Below are 19,836 nucleotides of genomic sequence, written 5' to 3'. Positions count from 1 at the left end.
TTCATGTACAAACTGACCGTTGAAAACCTGCACAAAAGCTACGGCAACCATGAAGTCCTCAAGGGCGTTTCGCTAAGCGCCAAGACCGGCGACGTCATCAGCCTGATCGGCGCCAGTGGTTCGGGCAAGAGCACCTTTTTGCGTTGCATCAACTTCCTGGAAACGCCCAACGACGGCGCCATGAGCCTGGACAACCAGCCGATTAAAATGGTTCATGACCGCCACGGCATGCGTGTGGCCGACGCCAATGAACTGCAACGCATCCGTACTCGTCTGGCGATGGTGTTCCAGCACTTCAACCTGTGGAGCCACATGACGGTGCTGGAAAACATCACCATGGCCCCACGCCGGGTGCTGGGCGTCAGCAAGAAGGATGCAGAGGAGCGCGCCCGGCGTTACCTGGACAAGGTGGGCCTGCCGTCGCGGGTGGCCGACCAATACCCGGCGTTCCTCTCGGGTGGTCAGCAACAGCGGGTCGCCATTGCCCGTGCCTTGAGCATGGAGCCGGAGATCATGCTGTTCGACGAGCCGACTTCGGCCCTGGACCCGGAACTGGTGGGCGAAGTGCTCAAGGTGATCCAGGGCCTGGCCGAAGAAGGCCGCACCATGATCATGGTGACCCACGAAATGAGCTTTGCGCGCAAAGTGTCGAACCAGGTGCTGTTCCTGCACCAGGGGCGGGTCGAAGAGCAGGGCGCCCCCGAGGACGTATTGGGCAACCCCAAAAGCGAACGCCTGCAGCAGTTCCTCAGCGGCAACCTGAAGTAACCAGAGCGCCTTCGAGCAACCCGGCCGCAGGGTCGCTCGAAGGCGCTGGCTCAACTCTCAAAACGCCCACACTCCACCACCTCAAGATCAAATCCGGTCATGCCGGCTTACTTGCCCTCATCGGCTGGGCTCGGAAGGTGCGTTCGCCGGCCCCTTACAAATGGCGTTGAGCACCATCGGACAGGGGGAATGCCTGAAGCGCCCGGAATAGCCAGGCTGTCGGGAGGATTCTTGGATGGGACAGGATTATTTTGGACAATTAAAAAGCCGGCTTGTGGCCGGCTTCTCGGGGACTGGCTTGGATCATTTTTGGTAAACCGCGCCAGCCTTCAAAACGTACACCCGGATCTTGCGTCCGGCTGTGGGACCTGGTGAGAAAGTCATCTGTCAGGTCAGCGCATCTGAGCCGCGGGGCGGGTCGATGCGCAAATGTGGGGCGCAGCATACGCAGGTTTGACGGAAATTCCCAGCGGGAAGTGCCATGCAGAGCCGTTAGGCCACCCGGGTGGGTGGCCGATGGAGGTTCAGGAGCGCTTAAAGAAATGGCACCGCCGGCCGCCGTTTGTTCAGGGTAGACCACCAGAACACCCAGCCCAGCACCCTGATGTTCTGCTCTTCGATTTGTGCGGCCCTGAAGATTTCATCCGGGTACTCGGCGCGGTTGTGGCTGCGCAGTCGCAGGGAGTTGCCCGGTAGGCGGTGCAGGTACTTGATGCGTAGCATGCCGTCATGTTCGATGGCGTAGATCTCGCCATCGATAATCTGGGTCAGGCCACGGTCAATCGCCAGGGTCGAACCGTCTTCAATTTTCTCGCCCATGCTATTACCGCTCATGACGGCACAGATGGCGTCGGCGTGGTTGATTTCCAGAGAATCAAGGTGGTTGCGGGGCAGGCGGATGGATTGCCCGGGGTCTTCTATGACGTGGGTTTTGTTGGAGCCCGGGGCGATGACAGCTTCTTTGTACAAAGGCAGTTCGACGTCGACAGGCTCGATGACCGTATAGACACCGCGTATGGTCTGGGCATCGAAGGTGTTGCCGGATTCGTCGAGCAGGCGCAGGTGTTGGGCGTCTTTAGAGCCTTCGCCGGTTTTCAGCCAGTCGCTGCTGACGGAGAGTTTTCTGGCGACTTCTTCCATGCAATGGGCGGGCACACCGCGGGTGTACCAGTTATGTACATTTTGCGGAGCCGTATCCAGAAATTCGGCAAATCCGGTGGTCGTGATGCTCGCTGCTTCGAGGAGCGCTTTGAAGCGTGGGCCGCTAGTGTTCTTTTTCATGAACACGAGTCTACTGACGGCTAACAAGGGTTTGAATAAACGCCTCGTTCAAATTTCGCGGGAAATTTACGACTGGATGTAAGACGCTCTTGGGGAATTTTAAACAAGAAAAAACCGAGATCGAGCCTGGTTAAACACTGTGTTTGGCGTACGAATCAAGCACCAACAAAAAACCCCGGATCAACCGGGGTTTTTCTTGCAGCTTGTCGCTTGAAGCTTGCGACTGCTCTTAACCTTTATAGGCAGCAACCGACTTGGTGATCGCGTCGCGGGCGGCGTCTGCGCCGGCCCAGCCTTCGATCTTCACCCATTTGCCTTTTTCGAGATCTTTGTAGTTCGCGAAGAAGTGCTCGATCTGCTGAATCAGCAGCGCTGGCAAATCGGTGTATTCCTTCACGTCGACGTACAGCTGGGACAGCTTGTCGTGTGGGACTGCGATGACTTTGGCATCGCCGCCGCCGTCGTCGGTCATGTTCAGGATGCCGACCGGACGCGCGCGGATCACCGAACCTGGAGCAACCGGGTAAGGGGTTACGACCAGCACRTCGAGGGGATCACCGTCGTCAGCCAGGGTGTTCGGGATGTAACCGTAGTTGGCCGGGTAGAACATTGGGGTGGCCATGAAACGGTCAACGAACAGGCAATCGCTGTCTTTGTCGATTTCGTATTTGATCGGCGCGTGGTTGGCCGGAATCTCGATCGCGACGTAGATGTCGTTCGGCAGGTCTTTGCCAGCCGGAATCTTGCTGTAGCTCATTGGGCGTTGCCCCCGTTAGTTGACCAAAAAAACTTGGCCGGATTGGCCAAAAAGTGGCGGCGATTATAGGCATATTCCTGGGTCGACGCCATGTACCAGAAGTCGTATGGCGCTCACTGGTGTGCCTGATAGACAGGGTCGTGCGCCTGAAGTTGCTTCAACCTCGCCAGCGGGTCCTGGCGATAGAACAGCTTCAACTGCTGGTACACCTGTGGATAAGCCTCGTGCAGCAAATCCGGGGCGCTGAAGAAGTATTCGCTGGTGACGGCGAAGAATTCGCCGGGATTTTCCGCGGCATATGGGTCGATGGCGGTTTCGGCATCGGGATTGTGGTCCAGTTGCCGGTTGAGGTCTTCGTAGGCCGCTTGCATGACACTGGCCCATTCGCTGACCCGCATGTCAGGGTGCAGCGGCGGCAGGCCGTTGGCGTCACCGTTGAGCATGTCGAGTTTGTGCGCCAGTTCGTGAATCACCAGGTTGTAGCCTTCCCAGCCACCGCTGGCCATTACGCCGGGCCAGGCGAGGATGATCGGGCCTTGCTGCCAGGCCTCACCGCTGTGTTCACCGTCCCATTCGTGTTCGACGCCGCTGGCATCGCGATGGCGCTGGGGGCTGAGGAAGTCGTCGGGGTAGAGAATGATTTCGTGGAAGCCCTGATACCAGTTCAGGTCGCCGAGGTGCAGTAGCGGCAGTTGCGCCTGGGCTGCGAGCAGCAAGCGTTGCTCCTGATGCAGTTCGACGCCGGGCAGGGCGCTCAGGTGCTTGTCTTCGAGGAACAACACGCAGGCTTCGCGCAGCCATTGGTCTTCGGCGGCACTGATGCCATCGAGAAAGCTCAGGTGATGACGCACCCGTTGCCACATGTCATCGGCAATCGGGTGCTTTGCCAGGGTGCGCCGGCGACGCCAGGCGCTCAGGGACCACATCGTGTCAGCGCGATTCGGCTTTGGAGCTCGAACCCGCCAGGCGGTTACGCACGATGCCAATGATCATCGGCAGCAGCGACAACAGGATGATGCCGACTACCAGTAGCGACAGGTTCCTCTTGATGAATGGCACGTTGCCGAAGAAATAGCCGAGTGTCACCAGACCGCCGACCCACAGGACAGTGCCGAAGACACTGAAGGCAAAGAAGCGTGGATACGGCATTTTCCCCACACCGGCGACGAATGGTGCAAAGGTGCGGATGATTGGCAGGAAGCGCGCCAGGGTCACGGTTTTGCCGCCATGCTTGTCGTAGAAATCGTGGGTTTGTTGCAGGTAGTCACGACGGAAGATCTTCGAGTCCGGATTGCTGAACAGTTTTTCACCCACCGTTCGTCCAATGATGTAGTTGGTGCTATCACCCAGAATCGCCGCCAGCATCAGCAGACCGCCGAGCAGTACCGGGTCCATGCCGCCACCGGCCGCCACGGCCCCGGCGATGAACAACAGGGAGTCGCCCGGCAGGAAGGGCATAACCACCAGGCCGGTTTCACAGAAGATCACCATAAACAGAATGGCGTAGATCCATGCCCCGTAGTTGGTTACAAGCATGTCGAGGTAGACGTCGAGATGCAGGACAATGTCGATCGGGTTGAAATCCATGGAAAGCACCTGTGGTAATGGCCCGACTCAGCAGGCCTGTGCGGATGACTTCGCGTAAGACTACGTATAGGGGTAGTTTTTCTTACAAGCCGGGAAGATCGGGATTATACGAGGCGAGAGGTGAAAATCGCGTCGAGATTGTAGCGAGGGATGTCATGACTGACCGATGGCTTGATACCGAACCTATGGGAGCGAGCCTGCTCGCTCCCATAGGTGCAGGCGATTCAGAGTTCGTCGCTGATCGGCAGCACATAGTTCTTGAACTCGGTGTCTTCCTTGAATCCGATGGACTCGTAGGTTTTCTGCGCGACTTCGTTGTTGCTGCTGGTGGAAACACGCATGCGCACGGCATTGGTTTCCTTGGCCATTTTTTTTGCGGTGCGGATCAGGTTATCGGCCACCAACTGACGGCGGGCGTCTTCGGCGACATAAATATCGTTGAGGATCCACACACGTTTGAGCGAAAGCGAGGAAAAGCTTGGGTACAACTGGCAGAAGCCCATCAGTTTGTTGCTGTCGTCATCTGACAGCGCCAGGTAGATCACCGATTCCTTGCGACGCAGACGTTTCTCGAGGAACGCCCGGGACGAGTCCGGATACGGCAGGGAACCATAAAACTCGCGATATTTGACGAACAATGGGGTCAGCAGGTCCAGGTGTTCGAGGGTCGCTTGAATAATCCGCATGGTAGGTCTCGTCTTCAAGTGGCTGTCTTACGTCTCTGACGGCAATGGGAAACCCTTGGCGGCCGCGCAACGATCCTGCCTGAAACTGGTACGAGTGTGCAATGCGCAAGCGGTTCAGGCATTCGGCGGGCCGAGCAGGAAATTACCTTTCATGTCAGTTCCTGCGTCTGACTCCAGTGTCTGAACCTGCGCCTCGTCCTTCAGATTGACCCCTGACAACTGCCGCCGGCAGGCTTCGCGCATCAAATACAGCAAACGGTGTGCCGCCATGCCGTAGCTCAGCCCTTCGAGCCGGACATTGGAGATGCAATTGCGCCACGCGTCCGTCAGGCCGACCTTTGGATTGTAGGTGAAATATAAACCCAGGCTGTCCGGGGAGCTGAGGCCAGGGCGTTCGCCGATGAGGATCACGGTCATTTTTGCGCCAAGCAACTCACCGATCTCATCGGCGACCGCCACTCGGCCCTGTTCCACGAGTATGACGGGCGCGATGGTCCAGTCGTCTGCCATTTGCTCTTCGAAGCGCGCCAGAAACGGCAGGGTGTGGCGATGGACGGCCAGTGCCGACAGGCCGTCGGCGACCACAATCACCAGATCCACGCCACCCGGATGGGCCGCCGCGTAATCACGCAGGGTCTGCGCGGATGCATCACTGAGTTTTCGCCCCAGGTCGGGGCGTTGCAGGTACATGTTGCGATCCGTTGCCGCGCTGTGCAGCAACAGGCTTTCGCGTCCGCGTTCGGCCAATTGCGAGCTGAGTGCTGCATGATCGAATGGCAGATGCACTGCATCCCGCGCCTGAGCGTGGGCGTACTGGAAGTCCAGTTGTGCGTGGGTGGGAATGCTGGTGCCGGTTCGGCCCAAGGCAATCCGCGCTGGCGTCAGACGCCGCAGTTCCAGCCAAGGGTTGTGAGGATCGAAGGGTAGTTTATCCATGTCATTGCTCATCCCAATTGCGCCAAGGCCTGCCGAAAGGCCGGTGGCAGGCTGTCGCCGAAGAGAATCCTGCCGTCCGCTTGAGTGAATATGCCCATTTTCGCCAGCCATTGTTCGAACTCCGGTGCAGGCTTCAGGCCCAGGGTCTGGCGGGCATAGAGCGCGTCGTGAAACGAAGTGGTCTGGTAGTTGAGCATGATGTCGTCGGAGCCCGGGATACCCATGATGAAGTTGATCCCGGCCACGCCCAGCAGGGTCAGCAGGGTGTCCATGTCGTCCTGGTCGGCTTCGGCGTGGTTGGTGTAGCAGATGTCGCAGCCCATGGGCACGCCCAAAAGCTTGCCGCAGAAGTGGTCTTCGAGGCCGGCGCGGATGATCTGTTTGCCGTTGTACAGGTATTCCGGGCCAATGAAACCGACGACAGTGTTGACCAGAAACGGTTTGAAATGTCGTGCCACGGCGTAGGCGCGGGTTTCGCAGCTTTGTTGATCGACGCCGTGATGGGCGTTGGCCGACAGCGCGCTGCCCTGGCCGGTTTCGAAATACATCAGGTTTTGCCCGAGTGTGCCGCGATTGAGGCTCAATCCTGCATCGTAACCTTCCTGCAATAGGTTGAGGTTGATGCCGAAACTGGCGTTGGCCGCCTCGGTGCCGGCAATCGACTGGAAGACCAGATCCAGCGGCACGCCGCGATTTACCGCTTCAATAGAAGTGGTGACGTGGGTCAGCACGCATGCCTGGGTCGGGATCTCGTAGCGCTGGATGATTGCGTCGAGCATTTCCAGCATGGCGCAGATCGAGGCGATGCTGTCGGTGGCCGGGTTGATGCCGATCATTGCATCACCATTGCCGTGCAGCAGGCCGTCGAGAATGCTCGCGGCAATGCCGGCCGGTTCGTCGGTGGGGTGATTCGGTTGCAGGCGTGTGGACAGTCGACCGCGCAGCCCCAGGGTGCCGCGAAACTTCGTGACCACGCGGATTTTCTGCGCCACCAGCACCAGATCCTGCACGCGCATGATCTTCGAAACGGCGGCAACCATTTCCGGGGTGAGGCCGGGGGCGAGGGCGCGCAGGACCTGTTCGTCGGCGGCATCGCTGAGCAGCCAGTCGCGAAAACCGCCGACGGTGAGGTGACTGACGACCGCGAAGGCTTGTTTGTCGTGGGTGTCGATGATCAGTCGGGTGACTTCATCGGACTCATAGGGAATCAACACTTCCTGCAGGAAGTGGGTGAGCGGGGTGTCGGCCAGGGCCATTTGAGCGGCCACGCGCTCGCCATCGTTAAGGGCCGCAACGCCGGCCAGAAAATCCCCGGAGCGCGCCGGGCTGGCCTTGGCCATCACTTCCTTGCGCGAATACGGTGTGTCATTCAAAATGGATGTCGACTGACACGACGCCTTCGCGAGCAAGCCCGCTCCCACATGGGAATTGTGTGCACTTCAATAATGCAGGTGCCGGGCAGTGGGCCCGGCACCGGTGCATTTCATATACCTTCGAGCATAGCGTCTGCCGGTGCCTCGGAACGTTGCCTGGCGGTCAGCTGGAAATACAGGTAACCGGCAGCCATGAAACCGAGGAAAATCAGGCCGATCAAGGTGTTGAACCACGCCATCGCCACCAGGCACACCACTGCCAGAAACAGCGCGATCCCCGGCACGATCGGATAACCCGGGGCGCGGAAGGTGCGTTCCAGGTTGGGTTCGGTTTTACGCAGCTTGAACAGGCTCAGCATACTGATGATGTACATCACGATGGCGCCGAATACCGACATGGTGATCATTGCCGCCGTCAGGGTCATGCCTTGCAGGTTGACCAGGCCATCGCTGTAGATCGCCGCAATGCCGATCACACCGCCGGCCAGAATCGCCCGGTGCGGCGTCTGGAAGCGCGAGAGTTTGGCCAGCCCTTTGGGCAGGTAACCGGCGCGAGCCAGGGCGAAGAACTGCCGTGAATAGCCAAGAATGATCCCGTGGAAACTCGCCACCAGGCCGAACAAACCGATCCATACCAGCATGTGCATCCAGGTCGAATTGTTGCCGACCACGGCTTTCATCGCCTGGGGCAATGGATCGTTGATGTTCGACAGTTGACGCCAGTCGCCGACGCCGCCCGCCATTACCATCACGCCGATGGCCAGGAACACCAGGGTCAGAATGCCGCTGACGTAGGCCTTGGGGATGGTGCGTTTCGGGTCCTTGGCTTCTTCGGCGGCCATGGCTGCGCCTTCGATGGCGAGAAAGAACCAGATCGCGAAGGGAATGGCGGCGAAAATGCCAGGAATCGAGCCCATCGTGAACTCATTGGCACCTGACCAGCCGTTGAGCACAAAGTTGCTGAAACTGAAGCCCGGCGCGACCACGCCCATGAACACCAGCAGTTCAGCGACGGCCAGCACAGTGACCACCAACTCAAAGGTGGCAGCGATGCTGACGCCGAGGATGTTCAGACCCATGAACACGAAATAGGCGCCAACGGCGGCGATCTTCGGGTCCAGTTCCGGGTATTGCACGTTGAGGTAGGCGCCGATCGCCATGGCGATGGCCGGTGGCGCAAAGACGAATTCGATCAGGGTGGCGATGCCGGCGATCAACCCGCCTTTTTCACCAAAGGCCCGGCGGCTATAGGCAAATGGCCCGCCAGCGTGGGGAATCGCAGTCGTCAGTTCGGTGAAACTGAAGATGAAACAGGTGTACATCGTCGCCACCATCAACGCGGTGACGAGAAATCCCAGTGTGCCTGCGGTGCCCCAGCCGTAACTCCAGCCGAAATACTCGCCGGAAATCACCAGGCCGACAGCAATCCCCCATAAATGCAGGGTACCGAGTGTGGGTTTGAGCTGTGTGGAAGAAGTAGTCATAAGTCCTCTCTATTTTTTATTGTTCGATCTTTTGGACTTTCGGGTACGACGGTTTGGGTGCAATTCCTGAATGACGGGTACGCAAGGCCCGTGCCAGAGCGGCCAGGCTTTTGTGTTGTGTCATTTAAGACGCCATCGCGAGCAGGCTCGCTCCCACAGGGTTATGGGGTGAATTCACTATTGAGGAGCCAGCCCGGATCCACTGTGGGAGCGAGCCTGCTCGCGATGGCTGCTTGAAGGGCGACACAGAAACACCTGTGTCGCCCCGGTTTTTAGAAGAAGCCCAGCGGATTGATGTCGTAACTCACCAGCAGGTTTTTGGTCTGCTGATAGTGGTCGAGCATCATCTTGTGGGTTTCACGGCCGACGCCGGACTTCTTGTAACCACCGAACGCGGCATGCGCCGGGTACAGGTGGTAGCAGTTGGTCCACACACGACCGGCCTTGATGGCGCGGCCCATGCGGTAGGCGCGGTTGATGTCGCGGGTCCAGAGGCCGGCACCCAGGCCGAACTCGGTGTCGTTGGCGATGGCCAGGGCTTCGGCTTCGTCCTTGAAGGTGGTGATGCTCACCACCGGACCGAAGATTTCTTCCTGGAACACACGCATTTTGTTGGTGCCCTTGAGCAGGGTCGGCTGGATGTAATACCCGCTCGCCAGGTTGCCCTCGAGTTTTTCCACCTTGCCGCCGGTCAGCAGTTCGGCGCCTTCGCCCTTGGCGATTTCCAGGTACGAAAGGATTTTGTCGAATTGCTGTTCGGACGCCTGGGCGCCGACCATGGTGTCGGTGTCCAGCGGGTCGCCTCGTTTGATCTGCAGGACTTTCTTCATCACCACCTGCATGAATTCGTCGTAGATCGACTCCTGCACCAGGGCGCGGGAAGGGCAGGTGCAGACTTCGCCCTGGTTGAAGAACGCCAGCACCAGGCCTTCGGCGGCTTTCTCGATGAAAGACGGTTCGGCCTTCATGATGTCTTCGAAGAAGATATTTGGCGATTTGCCACCCAGCTCCACGGTGGACGGAATGATGTTTTCGGCCGCGCATTTCATGATGTGCGAGCCGACCGGGGTCGAGCCGGTGAAGGCAATCTTGGCGATGCGCTTGCTGGTGGCCAGCGCTTCGCCGGCTTCTTTGCCGAAGCCTTGCACGATGTTCAGTACGCCCGGTGGCAGCAGGTCGCCGATCAGTTCGACCAGCACGGTGATGCCCAGCGGGGTTTGTTCGGCAGGCTTGAGCACCACACAGTTACCCGCAGCCAGAGCCGGGGCGAGCTTCCAGGCGGCCATCAGGATCGGGAAGTTCCACGGGATGATCTGCCCGACCACACCCAGCGGTTCATGGATGTGATAGGCCACGGTGTTGCCGTCGATTTCGGCAGCGCTGCCTTCCTGGGCGCGCAGGCAACCGGCGAAGTAGCGGAAGTGGTCGGCAGCCAGCGGGATGTCGGCGTTGAGGGTTTCGCGCACGGCCTTGCCGTTGTCCCAGGATTCGGTGATCGCCAGGGTTTCCAGGTTCTGCTCGATGCGGTCGGCGATTTTCAGCAGCACCAGCGAGCGCGCCTGGGCGGAGGTGGCGCCCCACGCATCGGCAGCGGCGTGGGCGGCGTCCAGGGCCTTGTCGATGTCTTCGGCCGTGGAACGGGGGAATTCGGCAATTGGTTGGCCATTCACTGGCGAGGTATTGGTGAAGTACTGACCTTTGACAGGCGCGACGAACTCGCCGCCGATGTAGTTACCGTATTTGCTCTTGAACGAAACGATAGCGCCTTCAGTACCGGGGTGAGCGTAACGCATGGTGGTTTCTCCTTGCTTTTGTGCTTATAGGGAGTCGCGCATGTGCGCTTGCTTTAAGCGTAGAGCAAGGGCCGGGCCAGTGCCTTGCATGTCAGGCAAATCAAGGCCTTGCGTAGTTTTTGTCGGACAAACGGGGTTAGCTTGTGACGCTTTCGGTACAGCCCTCGTGACACTTTGTACCGTTTTTGGCACGGTGTGTGACCGAGCGGTCTTGCCGGCATTGCAATGCGGGTCAGGCTGGAGGATGCTCGGCATCACATAACGCAATGCACATGTAGCAGCTGACGAAGGCTGTGTTCGAGGGCGAAGCACTCGCCTCGGTTCGGCAATGAAATCCGGGACACAGGTTTTACGACCGCTCCGCGCCCGAACGCAGCCTGCGGCAGCTGCTACACGGAGGCGAGCCAGATCTTTCTGGGAGAATAATAAGAAATGCACGACAATCATTTGAGTCGCCATGCCCAGCAAGTATTGACCGTGACCCAGGGCAAGACCCACCTGCACGGCCCCGGCAGCGATCCGTCCATCGCCCGTTCCTGGCTGCGTTGCCTTGAGGACTATCACCTCGATCCGGCCCTGAGCATCGCGCCGACGGTGCTGGAACATGGCCGTGTCCTCGAAAGCCGCGAACGCTTGCAGCAAGTGCTGCACATCGCCGGCAATGAAATGACCAGCCTGCACCAGCAACTCTCCGGCGCCGGCCATGCGGTCTTGCTGACCGACGCCCGCGGCGTGATCCTCAACTGCGTCACCGCGCCCGCCGAGCGACAGATTTTCGAACGTGCCGGGCTCTGGCTCGGCGCCGACTGGAGCGAGGCCTGCGAAGGCACCAACGGCATCGGCACCTGCCTGGTGGAGCGTCAGTCGCTGACCATCCATCAGGACGAACACTTTCGCGGCCGCCACACCGGCCTGACCTGCTCGGCGAGCCCGGTCTTCGATCCCCATGGCGAATTGCTGGCGGTGCTCGACGTGTCGTCGGCGCGGCGTGATGTGTCGCGGCAGAGTCAGTTCCATACCATGGCGCTGGTCAATCTGTCGGCGAAGATGATCGAGAGCTGCTACTTCCTGCGCTGCTTCGACAACCAATGGCTGCTGCGTTTTCACTTGCAGGCCGAGTCCGTTGGCTTGTTCAGCGAAGGGTTGCTGGCGTTCGATGGAGAGGGGCGCATTTGCGCGGTCAATCAGAGTGCGCTGAACCTGCTGGGACACATTCGCGGCGGCTTGCTGGGTAAACCGGTGGAGGCGTTTTTCGATTGCTCGCTCGATGAGTTGTTGGGGCGCGCGAGCCTCAATGCCGCGGCCAGTTGGCCGTTGCGCACCCGTGATGGTCGCAAGCTGTTCGCGGTATTGCGCGGTGAGGCGCGGCGGCCGCTGCCGACTCCGACGGTGCCTGCTCCCATGGTTGCACAAGCACCGCGCCTGTCGGGCATTTGCCTGGACGATGCGGCGTTGCAGGCGGACTTCCGCAAGGCCTTGCGCGTCTACGAGCGCGACGTGCCGCTGCTGATCAACGGCGAAACCGGGTCCGGCAAGGAGGCCTTCGCGAAAGCGGTGCACCACGCCAGCCAGCGGGCGGAAAAAGCCTTCGTCGCCCTCAACTGCGCGGCCATTCCCGAAAGCCTGATTGAAAGCGAGCTGTTTGGTTATCGCGGCGGCAGCTTTACCGGTGCGCGCAAGGAAGGCATGCGCGGCAAGTTGCAACAGGCCGACGGCGGGACATTGTTCCTCGATGAAATCGGTGACATGCCACTGGCCCTGCAAACGCGGTTGCTGAGAGTACTGGAAGACCGGCAAGTGGTGCCGATCGGTGGCGAGCCGGAATCGGTGAATGTGCGGATCATCAGTGCCACTCACCGCAATTTGCTGGATCGCGTGCAGGACGGCAGCTTCCGCGAGGATTTGTATTACCGGCTCAACGGGCTGGAAGTTGCATTGCCGGCCTTGCGTGAGCGCAGTGACAAATCCCGGTTGCTCGATTTTTTGCTGGCCGAGGAGGCGGGCGGAGAAACCGTGTTGATCGACGGGCCGGCGCGAGAGGCTCTGCTGGGCTTTGCCTGGCCAGGCAACGTACGGCAGTTGCGCAATGTGCTGCGTACGTTGGCAGCACTGTGTGAAGACGGACGGATCGGTCTGGAAGATTTGCCGACGATGATTCGACAGGCGCGTCCGGTGGTGTCGGCGATTGAAGAGGTGTCGGAGCATCCGCTGGAAGATGCCGAGCGGCTGGCGTTGCTCACGACACTGGAGCAGACACGCTGGCATATGACGCATACGGCGGAGCAGCTTGGGGTCAGTCGCAATACCCTCTATCGGAAGCTGCGTAAACACGGTATCGCCCGGTAAACCGTGTCGCGGCCATTCGCGAGCAAGCCCGCTCCCGCATTTGCTCGGAGGTGTTCACAAATTTGTGTTCACTATAAAACCAATGTGGGAGCGGGCTTGCTCCGCGCGGCGATCCGACGAAGGCGTCTTCAGATCTGAAACATCAGGTGCGATTTTTCCTACCCTACGCTAACCTGCGGCCATGTTTTACGAGGTCGACTAATGCACATTCATATTCTGGGTATCTGCGGGACTTTCATGGGCTCGATGGCGGTTCTGGCCAAAGAGCTGGGCCATCATGTGACCGGCTSCGAYGCCAACGTCTATCCGCCGATGAGTACTCAACTGGAAGCCCAGGGTATCGAGTTGACTCAAGGCTACGACCCGGCACAACTCGATCCGGCCCCCGACCTGGTGGTGATCGGCAACGCCATGTCGCGGGGCAACCCGGCCGTGGAGTACGTGCTGAACAAAGGCCTGCCTTACGTTTCCGGCCCRCAATGGCTGGCCGATCACGTGCTGCAAGGTCGCTGGGTGCTGGCGGTTGCCGGTACGCACGGCAAGACCACCACCAGCAGTATGCTGGCCTGGGTGCTGGAGCACGCGGGCATGGCCCCGGGCTTCCTCATCGGTGGCGTGCCGCAAAACTTCTCGGTGTCGGCGCGCCTGGGTGATACGCCGTTCTTCGTCATCGAAGCCGATGAGTACGACAGTGCATTCTTCGACAAGCGCTCCAAGTTCGTGCACTACCGTCCGCGCACCGCGATCCTGAACAACCTCGAATTCGATCACGCGGACATCTTCCCGGACCTGCCAGCCATCGAGCGGCAGTTCCATCACCTGGTGCGGACCATCCCGAGCGAAGGCCTGGTGATTCATCCGACCACTGAGCCAGCCCTGCAACGCGTCATCGAAATGGGTTGCTGGACCCCGGTACAAACCACCGGTGCCGGCGGTCAGTGGCAGGTCAAACTGCTCAGTGAAGATGGCTCGAAGTTCGAAGTGATGTTCGACGGTGCTGCCCAGGGTGTGGTCGAGTGGGACATGACTGGCCAGCACAACGTCGCCAACGCCCTGGCGACCCTTGCCGCCGCACGCCACGTCGGTGTGGTGCCGTCCATGGGCATTGCTGCGTTGAGCGCCTTCAAGAGCGTGAAACGCCGGATGGAGAAAGTCGCGGAGGTCCGTGGTATCACCATTTATGACGACTTCGCTCACCATCCGACCGCCATCGCCACCACCCTCGACGGCTTGCGCAAGCGCATCGGCGATGCACCGCTGATTGCGATCATCGAGCCGCGTTCCAACTCGATGAAGCTCGGCGCGCACCGTGACGGATTGCCGGAAAGCGTGGTCGATGCCGATCAGGTGATCTGGTACGCACCGGCCAATCTCGGGTGGGACCTGGCGGGCACCGCAGCGCTGTGCACTGTGCCGTCGATTGTCAGTGATTCCCTGGAAGGCATCATCGAGCGCGTGAAGAGCCAGGCCCAACCCGGTACTCACGTGGTGATCATGAGCAACGGCGGCTTCGGCGGCCTGCACGGCAAACTCGCCGAGGCACTGAAATGAACAACGGCCCGGACCGCATCACCCTGGCGATGACCGGCGCTTCCGGCGCCCAATATGGTCTGCGCCTGCTTGACTGTCTGGTGCGGGAAGATCGTGAAGTGCACTTCCTGATTTCCAGGGCCGCGCAATTGGTGATGGCGACCGAAACGGACGTCACGCTGCCGTCCAAACCGCAGATGATGCAGGCGTTTCTCACCGAATACACGGGGGCCGCCGCCGGGCAGATTCGGGTGTACGGCAGGGAAGACTGGATGTCGCCGGTGGCTTCGGGTTCGGGCGCGCCAGCGGCGATGGTGGTGGTGCCGTGTTCCACGGGCACGTTATCGGCSATCGCCACCGGCGCCTGCAACAACCTGATCGAACGRGCSGCCGACGTGACACTGAAAGAGCGTCGGCAGTTGATCCTGGTGCCCCGTGAAGCGCCGTATTCGAGCATTCATCTGGAACACATGCTCAAGTTGTCGAACATGGGCGTGACGATCCTGCCGGCATCACCGGGCTTTTATCATCAGCCGCAAACCATCGACGACCTGATCGATTTCGTCGTGGCGCGGATCCTTAATCTGCTGAATATTCCTCAGGACATGCTGCCGCGCTGGGGCGAGCATCATCTGACCAGCGATGAATAAGTTGCTGATGGTTGTGCTGGCGCTGCAATTGGCCGGGTGCGCGACGGCGCGCACGCTCGACGCGGCCAAGCCGGGGGCGCCGGTGGTGTACGCCGGGACGCGGCTGGATTTGTATGCGATGAATGGCGGTTGTTGCGCGATGGACCGTTTCGGCGCGCAAGCGCCGAGCTATCCGGGCGTTGATCTGCCAGCCAGTGCGTTGCTCGACACACTGCTGTTGCCGTTGTCGGTGTTGACGGTTTTGGGCGTGAATTTTCAGGCGACGGGTGGATTGTAAGGGAGCACTTCGCGCTCAATCGCGAGCAAGCTCGCTCCCACAGGTTGTTCAGCGATTACAAAACTCATGTACGACACAAAACCCTGTGGGAGCGGGCTTGCCCGCGATGAGGTCCGCTCGGGCACCATAAAATTACTTGCCCAACTTCCTCAGCTCATCCGACTCGACAACCCGCACGCCATCCTGCTCTTCCAGCGCCAGGCGCCACATTGCGCGGGCCAGCTGGCACGCTTCGATGCCGTGGTATTTGCCAGGAATCAGCCGTGACAACGGCCCTGCGACTTTTTCGCCCAGGCGCGGCTCAGCGCGATCACCCAGCAACAGCGAAGGGCGGCAAATAGTCAGCTGCGGCCAGTTCTGCGCGCGCAATGCGTACTCCATCTCGCCTTTGACCCGGTTGTAGAAAATCGAGGATCTGCGATCGGCTCCCAGAGCACTGATCACGATCAGGTGCCGTGCGCCCATCTCCCGTGCGCGTTTGGCAAAGGCCACAACCATATCCAGGTCCACCGCACGGAATGCTTGTTCCGAGCCCGCCTGTTTGATGGTGGTGCCCAGGCAGCAGTAGGCGATGTCGACACGGCCGTTCAATTGCGGCAGAAACACCGCCGGGTCGCCGACCGGGTTTTCAAGGTGGGGATGCTTGGCCAAGGGGCGGCGTGACGGCGCCAATACCCGCGAAATCGTTGGCTCGTTAAGCAGGCGATCAAGCAGATGTTCACCCGTCAAACCGGTGGCTCCGGCGAGCAGCACATGCTGAGGCGTCAAGTACATAGTGTTTCTCCCTTGATACTGTTCAGCTTAGTTGCTGTTTACATCCTTGCTTTCCATCGATGCACTTTGCAGTGCTTTTCGTGCCTGTTGTTTGCGCAATAGTTGCCAGTGCGAGAGGACGGTTTTCGGTGCCCAGATCTGTGGTTCGGATGCTTCGAAGCCGTCCGCCAGCTCACGCTCGGCGACAGTGGCCTTGGCCCGTTTGAAGGCTTGTTCCAGATCATCGGTCTGGTTCAGGGCCTGGGCGAACAGGGCGTCGCCGAAGTAGGTGAAGTTGGCTTCCTCCGAGCAGCCGAAGGACACTCGGTCGGCCCGCGAGGCCGTCATGATCAGGGTCCGTTCGTCCTTGAGCGCGGGGATGAAACCGCCGGAGTAGCAGGACGAAATCACGATGATCTTGTCGCGGTTTTTCAGCGGGGCAAGCACCGCGGCCATTTCGTCGGCTGGCAGATCGGCCAGTTCCATCCGCGGCTGGTCAAGCACCAGCTCGTGTTCGCTGGTGCCATGGCTGGTCAGGTAGATGAAAATCAGGTCTTCCGGACCGCTGCGTTCGGCCAGCGTCAGGGCGGCGCGGCGCAAGTTTTCCCGAGTCGCCATAGGGCGGTCGGCGAGGTGGTCACGATGGTTCACCAGGCGGATCTGGCCAAAGGTGCCGAACCGGGTAGTGAGCATGTTGGCGACGTAGTCGGATTCGCGCAGAAACACACTTTGCTTGCCATCACCGCCCAGGGTTAACGAATACAGTTCCACCGCCGGGGTCGAGGCCGGAACGTTGGCCAGCACTGTGTCGAGCAGGCGGCCCTGTGCCAGCAGGCCGAGTTCGAGTGTGTCAGGCAGCAGTTTGCCCTCGGCATCGCGCACGCGCTGGCCGTTGATCCAGGTGCCGCTGAGCACGGTGCCATCGGTCAGCACCAACGTGCCGCGCCCCTGGTAGCTGTCGTTGTCGAACTGACCGGTGTAAAAGCTGCCGTCGGCCAGGTTCAGTCGGCCCTGACCGGAAAAACGCCAGTCGTTGAACTGGCCGATGTAGTGGCTGCCGTCAGTGCCGATCAACTCACCCTTGCCGTTCAGCGAGCCTTCCTTGAACTGGCCCAGCCAGACATCGCCGTCCGCGTTTTCATAGCGGCCCTTGCCGTGCAGTTGATTGTTCTTGAAGCTGCCGACATAGATGTCGCCATCGGCACTATTGAAAGTTCCGTTGCCTTCAAGTTGGCCGTCGACGAAGTGCCCGGTGAACTGATTGCCGTTGCCGTCGCCGCGCTGGCCTTCGCCATTGGGTTTGCCGTGGGCGAACTGGCCCTGGTAGGAGCTGCCGTCTTCAAGTTCGAGACGACCCAGGCCGGCGTATTGATCGGCCTTGAACTCGCCGCGATAGCTCATGCCGTTTTCTTTGAGTGTGCCTTCGCCGTCGCGCCGGCCGGCCTTGAAGCCGCCGCTGTAGCTGCTGGCGTTGGTGGTCAGTGCCCCCTGGCCGTCGAACAGTCCCTGATTGAACTGCCCGCGATAGACTTCGCCATTGCTGCCGTGCCATTCGCCCTGGCCGTGCCACTGGCCTTTGTCGAATTCGCCGGCGTACCAGCTGCCGTTCGGGTAGTCGATACGTCCCTTGCCTTGCAGCAAGCCATTGACCAGGTCGCCGCGATAGCGTCCGCCGTCCGGCAGGCGGGCGTCGGGGGACAAAGGCGATTCGCCGTCGCCGCAAGCGGTGAGCATCAGGGTCAAGGCAAGGAGTGCAAGTGGGCGCATAGCGGATTCCGGGCAATTAGGCGAGGGAGTATGCCGCAGCCATGTGTCCTTATATAGGGCGAGGTACCGCGAGAGGGCGCGAAACAGCAGGAGCTGCTTCGCATCCGGGGAGGTTTACACGAAGCACAGGGACAGGGGTTCGGCGATATACGCCGGTTTGTCCGAACCTTCGATTTCCAGGGTGGTGGTGGCCTTGAGCAGCCATTGGCCGGGTTTCTTCTCGATGACTTCGGTCAKGTCGACCTTSAGYCGCACCCGCGAATTGACCTTGACCGGCTGGATGAATCGCACGCTGTCGAGGCCGTAGTTGACCACCATCTTCAAGCCTTCGGGCATGACGAGGATGTCTTCCATCAATTTCGGAATCAGCGACAGCGACAGAAAGCCGTGAGCGATAGTGCTGCCAAATGGCGTTTGCGCGGCCTTGACCGGGTCGACGTGGATGAACTGAAAGTCCCCTGTGGCTTCGGCGAACAGGTTGATGCGGTCCTGATCGATGGTGAGCCATTCGGAACGTCCAAGTTCCTTGCCGACATAATCTTTGAGCTCTGCAACTGGAACATAGGGCATTGAGACTCTCCTTGGGTTCATCGGTTTTATAGTTTTGAGTTGGGGGGATTTGACCTCCCGGCTTACCACTTTAGATCAACATGGCCAAACGCTCCGGTCAACTGACCATGCTTTTGGCGAATGCCGATCTATAGCGCGAGCATGCTTATAATGCCAGGCCAATGCGGATGACGGATTTTGCAGGAGATCAACAATGTTGTTACGGGGCCTGACATGGCTGGTGTTGTTCCAATTGCTCGGCACTGCGATCAATCATTTGTTTTTGCCGGTGCTGCCGGGGCCGATTGTGGGGTTGCTGCTTTTGCTGGTGTACCTCATCTGCAGGGGCCAGGTCGGCGAGCCACTGAACCTGGCGGCCGGCAGTCTGCTGCGCTACCTGCCGCTGTTGCTGGTGCCGCCAGCCGTGGGCGTGATGGTCTATGCCGCTGACATCGCGGCGGATTTCTGGGCGATTGTCGGTGCGCTGGTGTTGTCGCTGCTGCTTTCGATGGCCTTCGCCGGGGTGCTGATGCAGCGCATGGTCAAGCGTCACGCTCAGCCAGAGGACGGCCAATGATCTTCGACTGGCACGGCGCCTGGGCGTCGGTGATTCACCATCCGTTGTTCGGCATTGGCATTACCCTCGGCGCCTATCAACTCGTCCTTGCGGCATTCGAGAAAACCCGCTGGATCTTTTTGCAGCCGGTGCTGGTCTCCATGTTGCTGGTGATCGGCGTGCTGGTGGGCTGCGGCCTGACCTACGCCGAGTACCGCAAGAGCACCGAAATCCTCAGTATTCTGCTCGGCCCGGCCACGGTCGCACTGGCGGTGCCGCTTTACCTCAACCTGCGTCGGATTCGGCAGTTGTTCTGGCCGATATTTACTACGCTGGTGATAGGTGGTGTCGTGGCTACTGGCATGGGCGTGTTGCTGGGCTGGTGGTTCGGTGCCGAGCACATGATCCTGATGACCATGGCGCCGAAGTCGGTGACCTCGCCGATTGCGATGCTGGTGGCTGAGCAGATCGGTGGCGTCGCGGCGCTGGCAGCGGTGTTCGTGTTGATTACAGGCGTGATCGGCGCGATCTTCGGCCCGAGCCTGTTGACCCGTCTCGGTGTCCACAGTTCCGAGGCACGCGGCATGGCGCTGGGCATGACCGCCCACGCGGTCGGCACGGCGGTGGCGATGCAGGAAAATGAAGAGTGCGGCGCCTTCGCGGCGCTGGCGATGAGTCTGATGGGCGTGGCCACGGCGGTGTTGCTGCCGTTGGCGGTGTCGATGGTGGTGTAAGGAAATGTC

19 protein-coding genes are annotated in these 19,836 nt (G+C 60.0%); 7 read left to right on the top strand and 12 right to left on the bottom strand.

Annotation, left to right across the window (positions count from 1 at the left end):
• The first annotated feature begins 3 nt into the window (after positions 1–3).
• A complete protein-coding gene (locus tag AB4Z35_RS15195; protein ID WP_442097882.1) occupies positions 4–768 on the top strand; it encodes an ABC transporter ATP-binding protein in 765 nt (254 codons plus the stop codon).
• Between the two features lie 534 nt (positions 769–1,302).
• On the opposite strand, the gene AB4Z35_RS15190 is transcribed toward AB4Z35_RS15195, so the two are convergent.
• The 9 genes from AB4Z35_RS15190 to exaC all read right to left on the bottom strand — a co-directional run bounded on the left by AB4Z35_RS15190 (position 1,303) and on the right by exaC (position 10,665).
• Positions 1,303–2,049, bottom strand: coding sequence for a LexA family transcriptional regulator (locus tag AB4Z35_RS15190; protein WP_007994174.1), 747 nt, complete (start codon positions 2,047–2,049; stop codon positions 1,303–1,305).
• A gap of 229 nt (positions 2,050–2,278) precedes the next feature.
• Positions 2,279–2,806 (bottom strand): inorganic diphosphatase, encoded by a 528-nt coding sequence (gene ppa, locus AB4Z35_RS15185; protein ID WP_007894323.1) that lies wholly within the window; start codon positions 2,804–2,806, stop codon positions 2,279–2,281.
• Between the two features lie 113 nt (positions 2,807–2,919).
• Positions 2,920–3,732 (bottom strand): zinc-dependent peptidase, encoded by an 813-nt coding sequence (locus tag AB4Z35_RS15180; protein WP_442097881.1) that lies wholly within the window; start codon positions 3,730–3,732, stop codon positions 2,920–2,922.
• A gap of 4 nt (positions 3,733–3,736) precedes the next feature.
• The gene (locus tag AB4Z35_RS15175; protein ID WP_442097879.1) at positions 3,737–4,393 is read right to left on the bottom strand and encodes a DedA family protein; all 657 of its coding nucleotides are present in this window, start codon (positions 4,391–4,393) and stop codon (positions 3,737–3,739) included.
• Positions 4,394–4,617: 224 nt separating this feature from the next.
• Positions 4,618–5,079 carry a GNAT family N-acetyltransferase gene (locus AB4Z35_RS15170; RefSeq protein WP_007990572.1) on the bottom strand — a complete coding sequence of 154 codons (462 nt, stop codon included), beginning with the start codon at positions 5,077–5,079 and terminating at the stop codon, positions 4,618–4,620.
• Between the two features lie 114 nt (positions 5,080–5,193).
• Positions 5,194–6,027: an ethanolamine ammonia-lyase subunit EutC gene (gene eutC / locus AB4Z35_RS15165; protein WP_442097877.1), complete on the bottom strand. Its 834-nt coding sequence runs from the start codon at positions 6,025–6,027 to the stop codon at positions 5,194–5,196.
• Positions 6,024–7,388: an ethanolamine ammonia-lyase subunit EutB gene (locus AB4Z35_RS15160; protein WP_442097875.1), complete on the bottom strand. Its 1,365-nt coding sequence runs from the start codon at positions 7,386–7,388 to the stop codon at positions 6,024–6,026. The genes eutC and AB4Z35_RS15160 overlap by 4 nt, the downstream gene beginning before the upstream one ends.
• 110 nt (positions 7,389–7,498) lie before the next feature.
• A complete protein-coding gene (gene eat, locus AB4Z35_RS15155) occupies positions 7,499–8,872 on the bottom strand; it encodes an ethanolamine permease (protein ID WP_007990576.1) in 1,374 nt (457 codons plus the stop codon).
• A 272-nt stretch (positions 8,873–9,144) separates the two neighbouring features.
• Positions 9,145–10,665, bottom strand: a complete 1,521-nt coding sequence (gene exaC, locus AB4Z35_RS15150) for an acetaldehyde dehydrogenase ExaC (protein ID WP_116263865.1) — start codon at positions 10,663–10,665, stop codon at positions 9,145–9,147.
• A gap of 432 nt (positions 10,666–11,097) precedes the next feature.
• Here exaC and AB4Z35_RS15145 point away from each other — a divergent pair, with 432 nt between their 5' ends.
• From AB4Z35_RS15145 to AB4Z35_RS15130, 4 genes are all read left to right on the top strand, one after another.
• Entirely contained in the window at positions 11,098–13,011 is a 1,914-nt protein-coding gene (locus tag AB4Z35_RS15145) for a sigma-54-dependent Fis family transcriptional regulator (protein WP_442097872.1), read from the top strand.
• A gap of 201 nt (positions 13,012–13,212) precedes the next feature.
• Positions 13,213–14,562 (top strand): UDP-N-acetylmuramate:L-alanyl-gamma-D-glutamyl-meso-diaminopimelate ligase, encoded by a 1,350-nt coding sequence (mpl, locus tag AB4Z35_RS15140; protein ID WP_442097870.1) that lies wholly within the window; start codon positions 13,213–13,215, stop codon positions 14,560–14,562.
• Positions 14,559–15,191: a flavin prenyltransferase UbiX gene (gene ubiX / locus AB4Z35_RS15135; protein ID WP_008001739.1), complete on the top strand. Its 633-nt coding sequence runs from the start codon at positions 14,559–14,561 to the stop codon at positions 15,189–15,191. The genes mpl and ubiX overlap by 4 nt, the downstream gene beginning before the upstream one ends.
• Positions 15,184–15,468 carry a YceK/YidQ family lipoprotein gene (locus AB4Z35_RS15130; protein ID WP_116263868.1) on the top strand — a complete coding sequence of 95 codons (285 nt, stop codon included), beginning with the start codon at positions 15,184–15,186 and terminating at the stop codon, positions 15,466–15,468. Before ubiX ends, AB4Z35_RS15130 begins: the two co-directional genes overlap by 8 nt.
• A gap of 132 nt (positions 15,469–15,600) precedes the next feature.
• Here the strand turns inward: AB4Z35_RS15130 and AB4Z35_RS15125 are convergent, their stop codons facing one another.
• The 3 genes from AB4Z35_RS15125 to AB4Z35_RS15115 form a co-directional block, all read right to left on the bottom strand.
• A complete protein-coding gene (locus AB4Z35_RS15125; protein ID WP_008001741.1) occupies positions 15,601–16,242 on the bottom strand; it encodes an oxidoreductase in 642 nt (213 codons plus the stop codon).
• 27 nt (positions 16,243–16,269) lie between these two features.
• On the bottom strand, positions 16,270–17,988 hold the full coding sequence (locus AB4Z35_RS15120; protein ID WP_442097867.1) for a C13 family peptidase: 1,719 nt from the start codon (positions 17,986–17,988) through the stop codon (positions 16,270–16,272).
• Between the two features lie 114 nt (positions 17,989–18,102).
• Positions 18,103–18,558, bottom strand: coding sequence for a MaoC family dehydratase (locus tag AB4Z35_RS15115; protein WP_442097865.1), 456 nt, complete (start codon positions 18,556–18,558; stop codon positions 18,103–18,105).
• A 193-nt stretch (positions 18,559–18,751) separates the two neighbouring features.
• Between AB4Z35_RS15115 and AB4Z35_RS15110 the strand changes: the two genes are divergently transcribed.
• Both AB4Z35_RS15110 and AB4Z35_RS15105 read left to right on the top strand, forming a co-directional pair.
• Positions 18,752–19,114: a CidA/LrgA family protein gene (locus tag AB4Z35_RS15110; RefSeq protein WP_108231150.1), complete on the top strand. Its 363-nt coding sequence runs from the start codon at positions 18,752–18,754 to the stop codon at positions 19,112–19,114.
• Positions 19,111–19,827 carry an LrgB family protein gene (locus tag AB4Z35_RS15105; protein ID WP_442097863.1) on the top strand — a complete coding sequence of 239 codons (717 nt, stop codon included), beginning with the start codon at positions 19,111–19,113 and terminating at the stop codon, positions 19,825–19,827. The genes AB4Z35_RS15110 and AB4Z35_RS15105 overlap by 4 nt, the downstream gene beginning before the upstream one ends.
• Positions 19,828–19,836: the final 9 nt, after the last annotated feature.

It is taken from the genome of Pseudomonas sp. KB_15 (genome assembly GCF_052114525.1).
Classification (GTDB): domain Bacteria; phylum Pseudomonadota; class Gammaproteobacteria; order Pseudomonadales; family Pseudomonadaceae; genus Aquipseudomonas.
This window is presented reverse-complemented; position numbering and strand designations above follow the sequence as displayed.

Coding starts and splice junctions, on each gene's coding strand:
- AB4Z35_RS15180 (WP_442097881.1), bottom strand. CDS start 3,732: ATGTGGTCCCTGAGCGCCTGGCGTCGCCGGCGCACCCTGGCAAAGCAC.
- AB4Z35_RS15190 (WP_007994174.1), bottom strand. CDS start 2,049: ATGAAAAAGAACACTAGCGGCCCACGCTTCAAAGCGCTCCTCGAAGCA.
- AB4Z35_RS15125 (WP_008001741.1), bottom strand. CDS start 16,242: ATGTACTTGACGCCTCAGCATGTGCTGCTCGCCGGAGCCACCGGTTTG.
- AB4Z35_RS15120 (WP_442097867.1), bottom strand. CDS start 17,988: ATGCGCCCACTTGCACTCCTTGCCTTGACCCTGATGCTCACCGCTTGC.
- exaC (WP_116263865.1), bottom strand. CDS start 10,665: ATGCGTTACGCTCACCCCGGTACTGAAGGCGCTATCGTTTCGTTCAAG.
- AB4Z35_RS15195 (WP_442097882.1), top strand. CDS start 4: ATGTACAAACTGACCGTTGAAAACCTGCACAAAAGCTACGGCAACCAT.
- AB4Z35_RS15110 (WP_108231150.1), top strand. CDS start 18,752: ATGTTGTTACGGGGCCTGACATGGCTGGTGTTGTTCCAATTGCTCGGC.
- AB4Z35_RS15145 (WP_442097872.1), top strand. CDS start 11,098: ATGCACGACAATCATTTGAGTCGCCATGCCCAGCAAGTATTGACCGTG.
- AB4Z35_RS15105 (WP_442097863.1), top strand. CDS start 19,111: ATGATCTTCGACTGGCACGGCGCCTGGGCGTCGGTGATTCACCATCCG.
- eutC (WP_442097877.1), bottom strand. CDS start 6,027: ATGAGCAATGACATGGATAAACTACCCTTCGATCCTCACAACCCTTGG.
- AB4Z35_RS15175 (WP_442097879.1), bottom strand. CDS start 4,393: ATGGATTTCAACCCGATCGACATTGTCCTGCATCTCGACGTCTACCTC.
- eat (WP_007990576.1), bottom strand. CDS start 8,872: ATGACTACTTCTTCCACACAGCTCAAACCCACACTCGGTACCCTGCAT.
- AB4Z35_RS15170 (WP_007990572.1), bottom strand. CDS start 5,079: ATGCGGATTATTCAAGCGACCCTCGAACACCTGGACCTGCTGACCCCA.
- AB4Z35_RS15130 (WP_116263868.1), top strand. CDS start 15,184: ATGAATAAGTTGCTGATGGTTGTGCTGGCGCTGCAATTGGCCGGGTGC.